11 protein-coding genes are annotated in these 16,711 nt (G+C 38.6%); 4 read left to right on the top strand and 7 right to left on the bottom strand.

The window, feature by feature from the left end:
- Window positions 1–1,152, top strand: a 1,152-nt coding sequence (locus tag AC1DND_RS02300; RefSeq protein WP_477578779.1) for an alpha/beta hydrolase family protein, incomplete at its 5' end; no start/stop codon positions are given.
- Between the two features lie 843 nt (window positions 1,153–1,995).
- Here the strand turns inward: AC1DND_RS02300 and AC1DND_RS02295 are convergent.
- Window positions 1,996–2,832: a M57 family metalloprotease gene (locus AC1DND_RS02295; RefSeq protein WP_477578777.1), complete on the bottom strand. Its 837-nt coding sequence runs from the start codon at window positions 2,830–2,832 to the stop codon at window positions 1,996–1,998.
- Window positions 2,833–2,999: 167 nt separating this feature from the next.
- Between AC1DND_RS02295 and AC1DND_RS02290 the strand changes: the two genes are divergently transcribed.
- Complete coding sequence (locus AC1DND_RS02290; RefSeq protein WP_477578775.1) at window positions 3,000–5,777, top strand: S8 family peptidase; 2,778 nt, start codon at window positions 3,000–3,002, stop codon at window positions 5,775–5,777.
- A gap of 329 nt (window positions 5,778–6,106) precedes the next feature.
- On the top strand, window positions 6,107–7,759 hold the full coding sequence (locus AC1DND_RS02285; RefSeq protein WP_477578773.1) for a M28 family metallopeptidase: 1,653 nt from the start codon (window positions 6,107–6,109) through the stop codon (window positions 7,757–7,759).
- Window positions 7,760–7,839: 80 nt separating this feature from the next.
- On the opposite strand, the gene AC1DND_RS02280 is transcribed toward AC1DND_RS02285, so the two are convergent.
- Both AC1DND_RS02280 and AC1DND_RS02275 read right to left on the bottom strand, forming a co-directional pair.
- On the bottom strand, window positions 7,840–8,442 hold the full coding sequence (locus AC1DND_RS02280; protein WP_029278561.1) for an outer membrane beta-barrel protein: 603 nt from the start codon (window positions 8,440–8,442) through the stop codon (window positions 7,840–7,842).
- 317 nt (window positions 8,443–8,759) lie between these two features.
- Window positions 8,760–9,317: an NADPH-dependent FMN reductase gene (locus AC1DND_RS02275; protein WP_477578771.1), complete on the bottom strand. Its 558-nt coding sequence runs from the start codon at window positions 9,315–9,317 to the stop codon at window positions 8,760–8,762.
- Between the two features lie 103 nt (window positions 9,318–9,420).
- On the opposite strand from AC1DND_RS02275, the gene AC1DND_RS02270 reads away from it, so the two are divergent.
- A complete protein-coding gene (locus AC1DND_RS02270; RefSeq protein WP_477578769.1) occupies window positions 9,421–10,623 on the top strand; it encodes an MFS transporter in 1,203 nt (400 codons plus the stop codon).
- A 327-nt stretch (window positions 10,624–10,950) separates the two neighbouring features.
- On the opposite strand, the gene AC1DND_RS02265 is transcribed toward AC1DND_RS02270, so the two are convergent.
- The 4 genes from AC1DND_RS02265 to clpB form a co-directional block, all read right to left on the bottom strand.
- Window positions 10,951–11,595: an outer membrane beta-barrel protein gene (locus AC1DND_RS02265; RefSeq protein WP_477578767.1), complete on the bottom strand. Its 645-nt coding sequence runs from the start codon at window positions 11,593–11,595 to the stop codon at window positions 10,951–10,953.
- A gap of 254 nt (window positions 11,596–11,849) precedes the next feature.
- The gene (locus tag AC1DND_RS02260) at window positions 11,850–12,113 is read right to left on the bottom strand and encodes a hypothetical protein (RefSeq protein ID WP_477578765.1); all 264 of its coding nucleotides are present in this window, start codon (window positions 12,111–12,113) and stop codon (window positions 11,850–11,852) included.
- A gap of 11 nt (window positions 12,114–12,124) precedes the next feature.
- Window positions 12,125–12,778 carry a hypothetical protein gene (locus AC1DND_RS02255; RefSeq protein WP_477578763.1) on the bottom strand — a complete coding sequence of 218 codons (654 nt, stop codon included), beginning with the start codon at window positions 12,776–12,778 and terminating at the stop codon, window positions 12,125–12,127.
- Window positions 12,779–13,525: 747 nt separating this feature from the next.
- Window positions 13,526–16,126, bottom strand: coding sequence for an ATP-dependent chaperone ClpB (clpB, locus tag AC1DND_RS02250; RefSeq protein ID WP_477578761.1), 2,601 nt, complete (start codon window positions 16,124–16,126; stop codon window positions 13,526–13,528).
- Window positions 16,127–16,711: the final 585 nt, after the last annotated feature.

Raw genomic sequence — 16,711 nt, 5'->3', positions numbered from 1 at the left:
ATCGTAAATATCGACGAGAAAAAACGTATCCTTTATTTTACGGCAAATGGCAGGGAAGGTAAAGAAGATCCTTACTACTTACATTTATACAGCATCAATTTTGATGGTTCGAACATGAAACTGTTAAATGCAGGTGATTTTGACCATGTGGCGAATATGAATGATAACAATACTTTCTTTGTTGATAATTATTCGAGGGTAAACACTGCACCAAAAGCCACGCTTTACGATGGATCAGGCAAAAAAGTGATGGATCTTGAAACTACAGATCTTTCATTATTGATAACAGCAGGTTACAAATTTCCTGAACCTTTCAAAGTAAAAGCAGATGATGGAATTACCGATCTGTACGGTGTAATGTATAAACCTTTCGATTTCGATCCGAATAAAAAGTATCCGATTATCGAATATGTTTACCCAGGCCCGCAAACAGAAGCGGTAAACAAAGCTTTTAGCAAGAGCATGGACCGTACCGAGCGTTTAGCTCAATTTGGTTATATCGTAATTACGGTAGGTAACCGCGGCGGAAACCCTTCGCGATCTAAATGGTACCATACTTACGGTTATGGCAATCTGCGCGATTACGGTTTGGCAGATAAGAAAACAGCTATTGAGCAACTGGCTGCCAAATATTCTTACATCGACGAATCGAAAGTGGGCATTACAGGTCACTCTGGCGGTGGCTTTATGTCAACCGCTGCTATGCTGGTTTATCCTGATTTCTTTAAAGCTGCGGTTTCGAACGCAGGAAACCACGATAATAGCATTTACAACCGTTGGTGGAGCGAAAAACACCATGGGGTAAAAGAAACCATTTCTTTAAAAGGCGATACCTCATTTAAATACAGCATTGATAAAAACCCTGACCTGGCCAAAAATTTAAAGGGACATTTGTTATTGATGCACGGCGATGTAGATAATAATGTGCATCCGGCAAACTCTATCCGCGTGGCCAATGCACTAATGAAAGCTGGTAAACGTTTCGATTTCTTGATTATTCCTGGTCAGCGCCATGGTTTTGGAGATATGACGGAGTATGCTTTCTGGAAACTGGCAGATCACTTTAACAAATATTTAATCGGCGATTTTTCTGAACCGAGCGATGTTGATTTAGTAGAAATGGACAGAGATATCGAACAGAACGGAAAATAGTTTTTATTACAATAGTTTATTTTGATGGCCTGTGGAAACGCAGGCCATTTCTTTTGCCATTATTGTAAGGCTAATTTTAATCGCTAATTGTTGCGTCACCCTGACCTGTAACGCAGCGGAAAGCTACGAAGTAAACCGAGCCTTAAGCGAGCTCACCGAAGGTAATTTATTTCAGGGGCTATTTCAATACGATTCGTCATTGCGAGGCTAATCCTTCATTAGCCGTGGCAATCTATCCGATTAATGTTAGGTACGAAATAGGTGCTCATGCAACCTCAAAAATGAAATACTGCCTTGGCCATCTAGCCCCGGTTGAAGCGTTACCCTGCAGCAACGAGGTACGAGGCAGCGAAGCGTATAAGCGTAAAACGGGAGAGGCTAAATGTTTTGCACAGGTATTGCGCTCCAAAAAAAAACTTAATTGTTGAGACTCCCTTTGTTAGCCGTGGCAATCTATCCGATTGGTGTTTGTTTTTGGTGTTACATAGCTTTTTGGAAAGCAGGCTTCGGTAGTTGTTCGGTTATTTCAGTCCCGCTATTGCCTATAGTCCCGATTTGAAATTTTCTTAAATACAATAGTGGTTAAATCGGGAACTATTCGGCGCTATCAGGTTTGATAATTTAGGGTTGTGTTCCAAATTTAAACCTTTCTATTGCAAATTTTTTTTCCTTTCGCCATGCTTTGCGTCCTCACAAACCATTTCGTTATTTGTTTAATTACAGATAAAAAGAATAAACACAGATTCAATCCGTGTTTATCAGTGTGCATCTGTGGTCAATAAACAAAAAAGCCCCGAAAATTTCGGGGCTTCTGATCTGTTAAGGTAATCCGTTAGTGTTTTTTTATTTGTAAAGGTAATTTACTGCAATCACATCATTTGCATTAAAAGTACGGTTACCGCCATTAGAACAGGCCAACATAAATGAGCCTGCATCAGGAGTTGAAGGCGTTCCCGGGATTCTAATTGCCCCCACATTCGATGCGCCTTCGTTGCCTGCGCCACTTGCGCCACAGCTAAAGGCACGGTTCATATAATCCGTATGGCGGAAACCGATACAATGGCCTACTTCGTGCTGGATCACAGAAGCAAGGTATAATAAATCAGGGTTGGTTCCATAAGCAGCAGCATTGGTGTTCATTTTAATTTGATTGTATGGCTTTCCTGATGCTGTTGGGAAACCCGCAGAACCTAAGGTAATAAAGCCGCCACTTGGACCTTCATTAAAGCCAATAACGTTAATGTTGCCGGTTGTACCTGCGCTAGCCCTTTGGAAAGTAATGCGTAAACCCAATGAGTTGTACCTCGAAATCATGGTGTTTACTGCATCGCTATATACCTGAGGTAAATTGGTTACCGACACTGTAATTACACGTGGTAAAGATTTAACCAGGTTTGTGGTTCGGTACTGCTCAGTTTCGGCAATGTTTAAATTTGCACCAGTAGAAGGTTCAGCTAAATTGTCATCAGTTAAAAGAATATCTCCTTCTACCAAATAACCTTCATCTGTTTTACGGATATTGTCGGTGCTAAAGCCTAGAGATTTGATCTGTGATAATTTGTCTGCTGAAATTTCAGTTTTGTTTTCTACCGCGTTTTCTGTATTATTACTCTTACATGAGTATAGGTTAGCGAGTAAAAGGCATACTGCTGCAATCGATAAAAATTTTGTTGTTTTCATCTTAGTTGGAATTAAATTAGTTTAGGTTGAATAAGTTAGTTAATAAAATTTGTGGATTACCTTATTAATCCTAATTTAGAGAAGATAATTGATGTAAACAAAATTTTACAATAAAATAAATATTGAGAGTCTGTACTGTATTTTTAGTTATATGTTTTTGTCTATCTGTGCTTGGTTTAAACGCACAAGTACAACCTGCTGGAATAGAAAAATATTTTGAAAAATATATTTCCAAAAATGGCAATTCACAAAAATTAAATGCCGAAGGGCTCATTTTGGTCCGGTTCAATCGTACGTTGACGGCTACCGAAATTCAATTATTAAACCCTAAAAAGAAACTTGCCGGCGATTATTTTATTGTCGAAAAACCGGCTGTCTCCAGCCTCTCTAATTATGTGATTTATCAAGAAAAAGCTAACGGACTATGGAAAGCCAGCGATCGGTTAATCAAAGTGCTTGCCAAGTCAACAAAAAAGAACGATTCCATTCTGGTTAGGCTATCCTTTAAAAATATAAATGCTTTACCTGTTTCAGCTAAAAACTTAAGCATAAAATCAATAGATCATATCAACAACATGATTATGGTTAATATTTTACAGGCTGATTTAATGTTGATATTGGAACTGGATGATATTTTATACGCTGATGTTTTGCCTGTTGCTAAAGAGGAAGTGGTCATTAATGGTATCGACCTCGGCTTAAACCAAATTTCTAATGCCCATCGTCTTTTTCCGGATATTGATGGCAGAGGTATAAATGTTTCCTTTAAAGAAGGGATGTATGATGCAGCCGACCTTGATTTATTAGGAAAAACACTTCCAGGAGCAACTATTGGTACAACACCAACTACCCATGCTACCATTATGGCCACCTTGGCATTAGGAAACGGCAATTCATTTATCCGTGGTTTAGGTGCCGCGCCAAAATCCAAATTGGCATATTCTGATTTTTCTAACCTCATGCCAGATTTGGTTACTGATTTAAACAGGCTTCAGATTAAGGTTCAAAACCATTCGTATGGTACCGATATAGACAATGACTACGGAATGGAAGCAGCTGCGTACGATAAGCAGATTTACGAAACCGATACTTTGATCCATGTTTTTTCTGCCGGAAATAAAGGAACAACAACGCCATCAGTTGGTTTTTATCAAGGGATAACCGCCAGAGCCAACTTAACAGGCAATTTTAAGCAGGCTAAAAATTTATTGGTGATAGGAGGGATTAGCAGAGAAAATATTTCTGAAAATCTGAGCAGCAAAGGTCCTGCCTATGATGGGCGCGTAAAACCGGAGCTTGTTGCCTTGGGCGAAGACGGAACATCTGGCTCTGCTGCAATTACCAGTGGATCAATCGCATTGTTAGAACAATTTTATCAGCAGAAATATAAAAAAGCGGCTTCTGTTTCATTAATTAGAGCAACAGTAATTAATTCGGCTGATGATTTGGGAACACCACAGCTAGATTTTTTATATGGCTATGGCAAATTGAATGTGGCCCAATCGTTAAAAACTTTAGATGAAAACAGGGCATCTTTGTATGAAGTGGCCAAAAATCAGGATTTGCTTATTCCCTTGGCAATTCCGGCTAATGTAGCTGAAGTGAAACTAACCATTACCTGGAACGATCCTCCTGCTGTTGTAAATGCAGCACAAAGTTTGGTTAATGGATTGGATTTAAGTCTAGAAAATCCTGTTGGAAATTTAACACTGCCCTGGGTGTTAAGCAGCTTTCCGCATTTAGATTCCCTCTCAAAGCCAGCTGTGCGTAAGGCCGACGTTATCAATACCATTCAACAGGTTAGCCTCGATAATCCCTCGGCAGGTGCTTATAATATTCATGTTAATGGTAAAAGGATTACACGGGGCAATAACCAGCGCTTTGCGATGGCTTATCGTTATACATTCAAAAACACTTTTTCTTTCATCAATCCTGAAAAAAACGAATACTTTTTTGCCAATGAACAAAACTACATCAGGTGGGAGAATACTTACACCAGTAAAACCGGAAACTTATCGGTGAGCTATGATGAAGGGGCTACATGGAAATCAATTGCTTCGGGGATTGATTTAAGCAAAGGTTTTTATAATTGGAATACACCAGATTTGTTTGCAAAAGCAATGATAAAAATGGAAGTGGATGGAAATGTAATATTGAGCCAATCATTTACGATTTCTAGTCCGAGGACATTGAAAGTTGGCTATGTATGTAAAGACGGTGCTGTGTTCAGCTGGGATCCACAGCCTGGTGCAAAAGATTATACTTTGTACAATATTGTGGATAATATTCTTTCTCCGGTGCTGAGCCTTACTGATACTATAGTTAAGCTTGATGCAGGCAAGATTAATAGTAAATATTTTGCGATAGCAGCTAACGGGGTAGGTTTTGCAGGTTTAAAAAGTTATACTATCGATTATACGCAGCAGGGAATTGCCTGTTATGTAAGAAATTTATCGGCATCTGTAAGTGAGGATAAAGTAAAACTAGATCTCAGTATTGGAAGTACCTTGGATTTAAAGAATATCATTTGGGAAAAACAGACCGGGCCAAATACTTTTAGTGTTTTACAGCAGACGAAGCCAGTTTCAAATCAACTCGATTATACAATTTTTGATGAAAAGCCAAAAGCTGGAATCCAGTTTTACCGCGTTACTTTCGAAACTGCCAACGGCCAGGTGCAGAGCGATCTGGTTTCGGCAGTATTTCTTAAGGACAATGAATTTTCTTTCTTTCCCAATCCAGTTGCCGATTATTTAACTATTCTGAGCGGATCATTCGAAGATTATAGTCTATCTATTTTTAACATATTAGGACAGAAGGTTTTTGAGGAAAAGGCCACAAGTTCGAGCCGTTTTTTGCTCAACGCTTTATCAACAGGTGTTTATGTAGGTGTGATCAATAAAAACGGGCAGCAATTGAAAAAATTTAAGTTGATTAAGCAATAATTATAACATGTTTTGCGTAAATCTTTGTGATTATCGGGAGGCATTTTGGTTCCCGCAGATTAAAAAGATGATAAGCGCCGAAATTTGGGATTAAGGGTGTTTAAGCTTTGTCTGCGTCAATCTGCGAGATCCGCGGGAGATATATTTGTTCCCGTAGATTAAAGATGATAAGCGCCGAAATTTGGAATTAAGGGTTTTTGAGCTTTTGTCTGCGTCAATCTGCGAGATCCGCGGGAGACCCTCAAATTGGGGAGATAAACACAGAAACTCCTAATTTCTTCGTATTTTTCAGCAAATGAAATTTTTTATTAAAATTCAATCCTTTATAAATGAAAAAAAACCTATTACTTTTCAGTTGCGCGCTCCTGTTCTTTGGCTCCTGTAAACAAGGTGCAAAAAGTACTGGTGTTGGTGCCGATTCTTTAGCCATTAAAGCCATTAACGATTCGAGTTTAACCCAATATTTATCGGTAATTGCGGCTGATAGTTTAGAAGGGCGAAAACCTTTTACCAATGGAGAAACCAAAACCATTAATTATCTAAAAACTCAGTTCGAAAAACTAGGCCTGCAGCCGGGGAATGGAGATAGTTTCTTTCAGGAGGTACCCATGGTAGAAATTAAATCTGTGCCAGAAGATAAAATGGTTCTCAAAGGAAAAACTGCATCCTTAACACTCAATTATTTAACCGATTTTGTGGCTGGCACGCGCCGTGTGCAAAATGAGGTAAGTATGAGTAACTCACCGCTGGTTTTTGCGGGGTATGGCATTGTTGCGCCCGAGTATGGCTGGAATGACTATGCGAACCTAAATGTAAAAGGGAAAACGGTAGTGGTGTTGATTAATGATCCGGGCTTTGCTGATTCTACCTTGTTTAAAGGTAAAAATATGACTTACTATGGCCGATGGACCTATAAGTTTGAAGAAGCGGCAAGACAGGGTGCTACAGGGATTATTATTGTTCATGATACTGAGCCTGCAGCTTATCCCTGGACAGTTGTGCGCAGTGGATGGTCGAAATCTAAACTTACCCTGCAAAGCGAAGACAATGGAATGAGCAGGACTGTAGTAGAAGGCTGGATTACTTTAGATAAGGCGAAACAACTATTTGCACTGGATGGTAAATCATTCGATCAATTGGCTTTAAGTGCTCGGAAAAAGGGTTTTAAAGCTGTTGATTTAAATATTACCACCTCATTAAAGGTTAAAAATACCATCAAAAAATCGGTTACTTATAATGTTCTGGCTAAAATACCAGGCGATAAGCGTAAAGATGAAGCTATTATTTATTCGGCACATTGGGATCATCTAGGTGTGGGAGAAAAAATACAGGGTGATTCTATTTATAACGGAGCGGTTGATAATGCAACAGGCGTAGCTTCTTTATTCGAAATTGCTTCGGCCTTTAAAAAGTTACCTAAAGCTCCCGGACGTACGATTTTGTTTATTTCTTATACGGCTGAAGAACAGGGGCTTTTAGGCTCTGAGTATTATGCCAAACACCCAGCTTTTCCTTTGGCTAAAACGGTTGCCAATATCAATATGGATATGATGGGTATAGCCGGTAAAACCAAAGATATTGTGGTATATGGCTTTGGCCAGTCAGAACTCGAAGATTATGCTGCTGCGGCGGCTAAAAAGCAGGGGCGGGTAATCGTGCCAGATCCTGTTCCGTCATCGGGATTATACTACCGTTCTGATCATTTTAATTTGGCCAAGGTTGGTGTACCCTCATTGTTTACAGGTTCTGGCGTAGATAATATCAAAAACGGCAGGGCATGGGGATTGAAGCAGGTAGCCGATTTTACCAAATTTCGTTATCATTCGCCACAGGATAATTTCGATGCAAAAACATGGGATTTATCAGGTATTGTAGAAGATGTAAGAATGCTCTTTGATATGGGGTATCACATCAGTAATGAAGATTCGTATCCGAAATGGAAAGACGGCTCTGAATTTAAAGCCATCAGAGAAAAGAAGTAAACAAAAAGCGTCCCGATGGTAAACCGGGACGCTCTTCGAAAAAAAAGTCATTTATTAAATTTCCCTTAAGGGAGAATTAATTAAAAGTAGAACTGAACACCTAATCTTGGTGCGAAAGTATCAGCGTTTAAACCGAAAGTGTTTGTTTTTAATTTAGCACCTGTACCTTCTGCTTTCAAAGTATAGTTTTCATAACTTAAACCTTTAACCGAAAGTTCGATACCGATTCTTTTTGTTGGGAAAAACGCAAATCCTGGAGCAAGTTCTACACCGATTTTAGTAGTAGTACCCAATTTAACTGCGTTATCGCCGTTAGCATCAGTTGCTTTTAACTCACCAAATGCCAATGGCACTGATAATTGTCCGAAGAATTTAAATTGATCAGATAAACCAACATAGTAACGTCCGAAAGGAGCAACTTTAAAAGCGCCATCCTGAGTTTTGTTGCTTACTTCTTTATTGTATTCGTAACCAACACCCGTACCGATTGCAAAATTGTTGCTGATAAAATAACCAACACTTGGTAATACGCTAAAGCTGAAATCTGCTTTTGGAGCACCGTCTACTTTTGTAGAGTTTACACCTACGTTACCGCCTAACATAAAATTTCCTTTTTCAGTTTGTGCTTGTGCACCATAAACTAAACCTGCTACTGCTACTAAAGATAATAATAGTTTTTTCATCTTTTTTATTATTTATTTGTTATAAAAATATAGTCAATTTTACTTTTTTAATTCCTGACTATATTCGAATAAAAGTCAACACTTGTGCCAAAAAACTTTGCCTGCGTCATCAAAAAATCAGTTTTTGGTCAACTGCTTAATTGTTAAACAGATATAAAATTAGTGTTAAGTCAATATTATTTTCGCGTGACTAAAAATTAATCGACTGATTAATTTTTTAGACATGACAGATTGACAATCTGACTTTTTTTGTATAAATGTCAGATTGTAAAACGCCGAAAATGTCAGGTTTTTGGGAAGGACCTGCCGCTGTTTGATTAAACCTTACAGGCAGAAATTAAATTTTCTATTTTCTTTTTAATAATACCGATGGTTTTCTCGTCGGTTAGATTTCCTTCGGCATCGAATTTATTTTGAGCCTGGGCAACTAAAACTTCTGGTTGTAAAACCGGATTCATATTAAGGAAGGTAAAAACAGGTAAAAATGCTGTTTGCATTCTAACCGTTCCCCACATTCCCTGTGTTGCGCCCATCACGGCAACTGGTTTATGCATCAAAGGCGAATCTTTTCCACGGCTGGCCCAGTCGATGGCATTTTTTAATCCACCGGGAATAGAATAATTATACTCAGGAGAAACAATAATAAAAGCATCTGCAGTGGCAAGGGCATCTCTGAATTTCGTTACGCTTGTTGGCCTTTCTTCAGCTTCGGGTAAATCCAGGTCTGCGTTATAAACAGGAATATCATCAAAAGTCACCGTTTCGAACTGGATGCCTTCGGGGAGTAAATCGCCTGCGACCTTTAGCAGCATGGCATTGTACGATCCCTTTCTTAAACTTCCGCATAAGCCAACAATTTTTCTGTTCTTTTCCATAGCTATAAAACCAAAACTTTATAAAAATGTTTGGTTTTTGCAAGGACAAAGGGTATAGTTTAAAAAATTATAATCACTATTTTTGGAGGCATAATTTACCGATATGACTGAGAATAGCACGACCACTTCCATTATTGAAAAAACCGTTTTTCCGATACTTTTCGCTTTAAGTTTTTCGCATTTACTTAATGATACCATACAGTCGTTAATCCCTGCAATTTATCCTATCATTAAAACCAGTTATCATTTAAGTTTTTCGCAAATTGGTTTAATTACTTTGACCTTTCAGTTAGCCGCATCACTGTTACAGCCTTTTGTGGGTTTGTACACTGATAAAAAGCCTCAACCATACTCGTTGGCTGTTGGCATGGGTTTTACCCTGATCGGGTTAATTTCGCTTTCACAATCAACCCATTTTTACACCATATTACTTTCAGTATGTTTTATTGGGATAGGTTCTTCTATATTTCACCCCGAGGCGTCACGTATGGCACACGCCGCATCAGGAGGGAAGAGGGGATTGGCACAATCTGTTTTTCAGTTAGGCGGTAATGCAGGCAGTTCTTTAGGTCCGTTGTTGGCTGCCTGGATTATTGTTCCCTACGGACAGTTCAGTGTTATCTGGTTTTCGGTAATTGCACTTTTGGCCATTATTATTTTAACCTATGTAGGCAATTGGTACAGGGGATTTATGCTTTCGAGAAGTAAAAAGATCAATATTCAAACTGTTGTGAATCAATTTTCGAGAACTAAGGTGATTTTCTCTGTTTGTATTTTACTCTTATTGATTTTCTCGAAATATTTCTACATGGCGAGTTTAACCAATTATTTTACCTTTTACCTGATCGATAAATTCCATGTTTCAGTGCAAACCTCACAGATCTATTTATTTGTATTCTTATTTTCGGTAGCTGCGGGAACCTTGCTTGGCGGACCAATAGGCGATAAAATAGGTCGTAAATATGTAATCTGGGCATCCATATTGGGTACTGCTCCATTTGCATTATTACTGCCACATGCCAACCTGTTTTGGGTAGGTGTACTTATCGTTCCCATCGGGATGATTTTGGCGTCAGCATTTTCGGCAATTTTAGTTTATGCACAGGAACTGATCCCCGGCAAAGTTGGTTTGGTTGCTGGATTATTTTTTGGCTTTGCCTTTGGCATGGGTGGCATCGGATCGGCGCTATTGGGGAAATTGGCTGATTCTACAAGTATTGAATACGTATTTAATGTTTGTGCGTTTCTGCCTTTAATCGGTTTACTAACCGGATTCTTACCGAATATTGAAACGAGAAAGAAATAAAAGAGAAGAACTGTAGGCAATGGGGAGTCGTCATTGCGAGAAGGCTTTTTCAGCCGACGAAGCAATCTTACTACGATCGCTACTAGCGTGTGCTTTAAGATTATTCATTTGTGCAGTTGTTTTTACAGGCATTCATGAGCTCACTTCGTTCGGTTATCTTCGTGCCTCGCAATGACGATTTTTCTTTGTAGATCTGTAAATGATAGCCTGTCGAAGGACTAGCCAAAATATATGTTTTTAGCGTTTCGACAGGCTCTCCTTAGGAGTCCTTTGGACAGCGTGGCAGATTAGATTCGAAATTAACTTTGTAAAACAGCCTCTATTAGCTTAAAAGTGAAAGTTAAATCCAAGAAATGGGTTAAAAGTGTTAAACCCAAAATCAAATGCCTCCGTTTCGTACCAAATATTTGAAGGCTCTTTACCGTCGTAATCAATTTTATTGTATGATAATAAAGGGAAACCAAGTTCTATACCCAGTTTTTTCGTCGGAAAAAATGCTAGGCCAGGTTGTATAGATGCATGATATTGTGTGAATTTTGAACTAAGAGGATAATTATAAGTATAGGTACTGGTTTCATTGGTTTTTATAATACCAATCGTTCCACTAAACTGTCCAAAGGCTTTAAGTTTGTCAACAATATCTACATAATATCTCACTACAGGGCCCACTGAAAAACTTTTTTGTTTACTTGTTCTTGTAGAGGTTGTGTTGAAATTAGAATCAAAATTACTATTGAAATTTTTACTATAGCTAAAACCTGCAGTCAATCCAATTGCTAAGTTTTTAGAAAAAAAATGTGCATAACTCGGATTGATGCCATAAAAATTTCTTTTTTCGTAACTTGGCGATTCAGTTTTTGACGAAGAAATACTTAAACTTCCTCCAATTAAGTTGTCTCCTTTTTCTGTTTGGGCATGAGTTGTCATGACGATAGCGCATAGTGCTACCAACGTTAATAATTGTTTTTTCATTTTTCATTTGTGTTTTTTGTGTATTCAATAATAAAATAAAAAAAGTACAAAAACTAATTATTTAGTTGATTTGTTTTTAAATCGTTGTAGATCAGTAAATAAAAAAATACAGCCTAAATATTAGGCTGTATTCCATGGTTTATTAGGTTGTAAATTATTGACAGTTGAGTCTTTCAATGAAGTAATAGGTGTCCAATGTGTCTTCCGATTCGGAATCATCATTTTCATTTTGGATTGATTTTACTTTTCCATCACTATTTTGAGCGCACTGTTATTATACTCAATTTGATATTACCAATTGATTTAATTTTTCCATCTTCCGATTTAAAAACCGAATTATAATATTCAATTTTAATACCATCAATAGATTTGATTTTTCCATCCTCAGAAGGGAATACGCTGCTGTAATATTCTATTTTACCACGAAAGCGCTGAGCATTTGCCTGGCTGGAAAGGCTTAAAAGAAATAATAAGCTTATGCTTGTTAGGCTTAAAATTTTGGTGAATATATTTCTCATCTTATTGGACGTTAAAAATGGTAGTTGAAAGTAACAGTTGGAGTAAAATTCTGAAGTGCCAGCCTTAAATTATTGGTTTTGTCGTAATTATACAGCGATTCTTCAGCATAATAATTTTGATGAAAGAAGGTTACTATAGGCACCGAAAACTCTAATGCGGCATGTTTCGATACGAAATAGGTAAAACCGGGGCTTATACTTGCTCCCCATCCCTTTATTTTGGCATCAGTTCTGATCAGGTAACCTTCATCATCGATCCTGTTAAAGGTGTTGATTTGAAGGAGCAGATTAGCTTGCATAAAAAACTTGAAGCGCTCTTTAACATCAATATATTTACGTACGAAAGGAGAGATACCAAGACTAAATTCCTTTACCCCGCGCTGTTCTTCGTAATATCCATATTCGTCGTTCCATGCGATATAACTTTCGCCCCTAAGCTTCGAAAGACTTAAAGGGATTTCTAAGCCTATGGCAAAATTTTTAGCTAAAAAATAACCTCCCCTGGGTGTTAATGTAAATGTGTTCAAACTAGCCGATGAATTATTTTGTTTGGAAGTTCCAAAACTCAGGCTTCCGCCAACAAAGCCGGTTCCTTTTTCAGTTTGGGCATAGCAATGCCAACTGACGGCGCATAGTAGCACCATGATGATTAATTTAGGTTTCATTTTATTTGTGTTTTGTGTGTAATCAATAATAATCATTATTGAAACAAAAAGCAAGAAAATGAACTATCATGTTAGTTACCTAAAATGTATTTTTGAATTAGGGCTCAATAAACGGCTGTCATTTCGCACGGATTGCAACGTAGCCGGGAACTACATTAAGTGCTCAGCGAATCTAAATCCATCTAGGCAACGATTCAGTTGAGATGATATTTTCTATTGAGAGTTGCCATTCTGAGCGTAGTCGAAGAATCTTCAGGCAAAAAATCGTCATTTTGAGTTTAAGTTTATTGCATAAAAATCAATATGAATGATGTATAAAATTATTTTATTTTGTCCTGCTGGGCAGGCTTGCCTCGGCTCGCCGCCGCCGAAGGGCTCCTTCTTTTTGGCGTCAAAAAGAACCAAAAAACGCCGGCTGAAAATTTTTCTTTTAAAGCCAGTGGGATGGCTTTGTCAATCGAGCCCGAAAAATTTGTTAGGCCGGATTTAAGTAGAACGGAGATACGGTTCTACGGCCTAGTTGGGTGGAAATACAAAACCAATATATTAATGGTAGCGGAATGGAACGCAGCCGAGAATCACCTAAGTGCTCAGCGCAGCTAAATCTGTCTAGGCACATCTCTCCATTCTACTGCGTTCCAGTCAAGATGACGGATTTTCCTTAAAGTCTGTCAATAGTAGAGAAATTAGCTATTAAACAAAAAAAATCCCATAGGATTTGACCTATGGGATTTTGATTGTTGTATTTTAATCTGTTTTTTGGTTCAGGAACACAAAATTATGATCGAACATATCTAACTTAATTTTGCTGTCTTTATCTATCTTACCCGCCAATATCTCTTTCGACAACTCATTTAAGATTCTTTTTTGAATGACTCTTTTTAATGGTCTGGCACCAAACTGTGGATCGTAACCCAATTGTGCCAACCAATCTAAAGCTTCATCACTGGCATCCATTTCTATACCCATTTCGGCCAATGTTTGCTGTACATGTTTAAACTGTAAGCTTACAATATTTCTGATTTCGCTGCGGTTTAACGGAGTAAACATAATCAGCTCATCAATCCTGTTCAAAAACTCCGGACGAATGGTTTGTTTTAATACCTCAAACAGTTCGTTTTTGGTTTTGGCAATTACCTCATCGCGGTTTTCATCACTTAAATCTTTAAAATTATCCTGAATTAAATGTGCCCCAATATTAGAAGTCATGATGATGATCGTATTTTTAAAATTTACCGTTCTGCCTTTATTATCGGTTAAACGGCCATCATCCAATACCTGTAAAAGTATATTAAATACGTCAGGATGTGCTTTTTCAATCTCATCAAGCAACACCACTGAATAAGGTTTACGCCTAACTGCTTCGGTCAACTGTCCACCTTCATCATAACCAACATATCCTGGAGGCGCTCCAATTAAACGCGAAACGGCGTGGCGTTCCTGATATTCACTCATATCGATACGTGTTAGTGCATTTTCATCGTTGAATAAAAACTCTGCCAATGCTTTCGCAAGCTCCGTTTTACCCACTCCGGTTGTACCTAAAAAGATGAAAGAGCCAATTGGTTTGCGTTTATCCTGCAAGCCTGCACGCGAGCGACGGATCGCATCAGAAATGGCTTCAATTGCTTCATCCTGACCGGCCACACGCTGGTGTAATTCATCTTCTAAGTGAAGCAATTTCTCACGTTCGCTGGCAATCAGTTTGGTTACCGGAATGCCTGTCCAGCGGCCTACTACACCTGCAATGTCATCAGCTGTAACTTCTTCTTTAAGCATACGGCTATCGCTTTGCTGGCTTTCTAAATCGGCTTTCAGTTTCTCAACCTTATCCTGTGCTTCTTTAATTTTTCCGTAACGGATTTCGGCCACTTTACCGTAATCGCCTGCACGTTCAGCTTGTTCTGCTTCTAATTTATAGTGCTCAATCTGCTCTAGCTCATTATTTACCGCATCCACCAAATCTTTTTCACCTTGCCATTTGGCTTTCAGTTGATCACGCTCTGCTGATAGGTTGGCGATATCTTCTGATAGCTCTTTAACCTTTCTATCGTCTTTTTCACGCTTGATGGCTTCGCGTTCAATTTCTAAACGCATAATTTCACGGTCTAAAGCATCTACATTTTCAGGCACGCTGTCCATCTCCATACGTAGTTTCGATGCAGCCTCGTCCATTAAATCGATGGCTTTATCAGGTAAGAAGCGATCTGCAATATACCGCTGACTCATTTCTACTGCTGCGATAATGGCTTCATCTTTAATCCTTACTTTATGGTGTGTTTCATAACGTTCTTTTAATCCACGAAGGATCGAAATAGCATCCTGGGTATCAGGTTCTTCAACCATAACCTTTTGGAAACGGCGCTCTAAGGCTTTATCTTTTTCTAAATATTTTTGGTACTCATCCAAAGTGGTTGCACCAATGGCACGCAATTCTCCACGGGCAAGGGCAGGTTTTAAAATGTTCGCCGCATCCATTGCGCCTTCGCCACCACCAGCACCTACCAAAGTATGGATCTCATCAATAAACAATACGATTTCGCCATCACTCTGCGTAACTTCTTTAACCACGGCTTTTAAGCGTTCTTCGAACTCGCCTTTATATTTTGCACCTGCAATAAGAGAACCCATATCAAGCGAATAAACCACTTTGCTTTTTAGGTTCTCAGGTACATCACCTTTAATAATCCTGAAGGCAATACCCTCTGCAATGGCTGTTTTACCTACGCCGGGCTCACCAATTAAAATAGGGTTGTTTTTGGTTCTACGTGATAAAATCTGGATAACGCGGCGGATTTCTTCATCGCGGCCGATCACCGGATCAAGCTTTCCGCTCTCGGCATATTCGTTTAAATTCCTTGCATATTTGCTTAGGGCCTGGTAAGTAGCTTCCGCATTTTGATCCGTTACACGGTTATCGCCACGCAATTCTACAATGGCTTTTTTAAGGTCCTTTTCGTTAACGCCCTGTTCTTTTAATAATTTCGAAGTGCTATCGTTAACGGCTAAGATGCCTAATAATAAATGTTCTACAGAGACAAATTCATCTTTAAACTCTTTTAAAAATGTTTGCGCTTTCTGCAGGGCGCTATTGGCATTAGATGACAGATAGACATTGCTGCCGCTCACTTTCGGGAACTTGGCAATCTCTGCATCTAAGTTTTGATTTAATGAATTTAGGTTAACGTTCAGTTTCTTTAAAACATAAGAAACCACGTTTTCATCAACAGTAAGCAAACCTTTAAGCAGGTGTGCCGTTTCAATAGCCTGTTGCTGATTGCCTTGGGCTATTTCAGAAGCCTGTTGAACTGCTTCCTGGGCTTTTATAGTAAAATTGTTGAAGTTCATATTCCCTTTAAGGTCAAAACAAATGCCATCTTAGTTTTGATTTTTAAATCGGAAATTTTGTCGGTAAGATTCGGTTTTTAATGACTAAATTGCTGATTTTTAATGTTTTATACTGAAAAATTGTCGTGTATTGTTTTAAGTATACTAGGTTTGTATTATAAATTGCCAACCGTTAACTGCCAACTGATTTGGGCGTTACCCATGCTGCGCAAGGGCCCGGGCTTTTCAGGGCTGCGCTGCGGCTCCGGTACCGATGAAGGATCGGTACTGAACCCTTACAATCCCTAACGCGGAATCATTGGTGTCATTCTGAACGCAGTGAAGAATCTCTATTTACAATGCATATACTTTGAAGCAATATTAATTGGTGAAATCAGTAATCTATCGCTTAAAGATCCTTCGTACCTCAGGATGACAGCATTAAAAAGAATAACAAAACCATTAAAAATCTGCGAAAGCCCGGAGCGAAGAATGAGTGAGGACTTGGAGAGATAGCAGGACTTTCATCGCCTAAAAGCACCCAACCCTGCTTTTCCAAAAAAAAAGATTGACCATCTAAGCCAACTTAGTGCATCTAAGTATTGT

This window comes from Pedobacter sp. 01N416, assembly GCF_056399685.1.
Note: the sequence above shows the minus strand (reverse complement) of the source record. Positions and strands in the feature narration are given on the sequence as shown.

Bases quoted from the DNA above. Each gene is read 5' to 3' on its own strand.
- AC1DND_RS02295 (WP_477578777.1), bottom strand. From the start codon at position 2,832: ATGAAAACAACAAAATTTTTATCGATTGCAGCAGTATGCCTTTTACTC.
- AC1DND_RS02285 (WP_477578773.1), top strand. From the start codon at position 6,107: ATGAAAAAAAACCTATTACTTTTCAGTTGCGCGCTCCTGTTCTTTGGC.
- AC1DND_RS02280 (WP_029278561.1), bottom strand. From the start codon at position 8,442: ATGAAAAAACTATTATTATCTTTAGTAGCAGTAGCAGGTTTAGTTTAT.
- AC1DND_RS02275 (WP_477578771.1), bottom strand. From the start codon at position 9,317: ATGGAAAAGAACAGAAAAATTGTTGGCTTATGCGGAAGTTTAAGAAAG.
- AC1DND_RS02270 (WP_477578769.1), top strand. From the start codon at position 9,421: ATGACTGAGAATAGCACGACCACTTCCATTATTGAAAAAACCGTTTTT.
- AC1DND_RS02265 (WP_477578767.1), bottom strand. From the start codon at position 11,595: ATGAAAAAACAATTATTAACGTTGGTAGCACTATGCGCTATCGTCATG.
- AC1DND_RS02260 (WP_477578765.1), bottom strand. From the start codon at position 12,113: ATGAGAAATATATTCACCAAAATTTTAAGCCTAACAAGCATAAGCTTA.
- AC1DND_RS02255 (WP_477578763.1), bottom strand. From the start codon at position 12,778: ATGAAACCTAAATTAATCATCATGGTGCTACTATGCGCCGTCAGTTGG.
- clpB (WP_477578761.1), bottom strand. From the start codon at position 16,126: ATGAACTTCAACAATTTTACTATAAAAGCCCAGGAAGCAGTTCAACAG.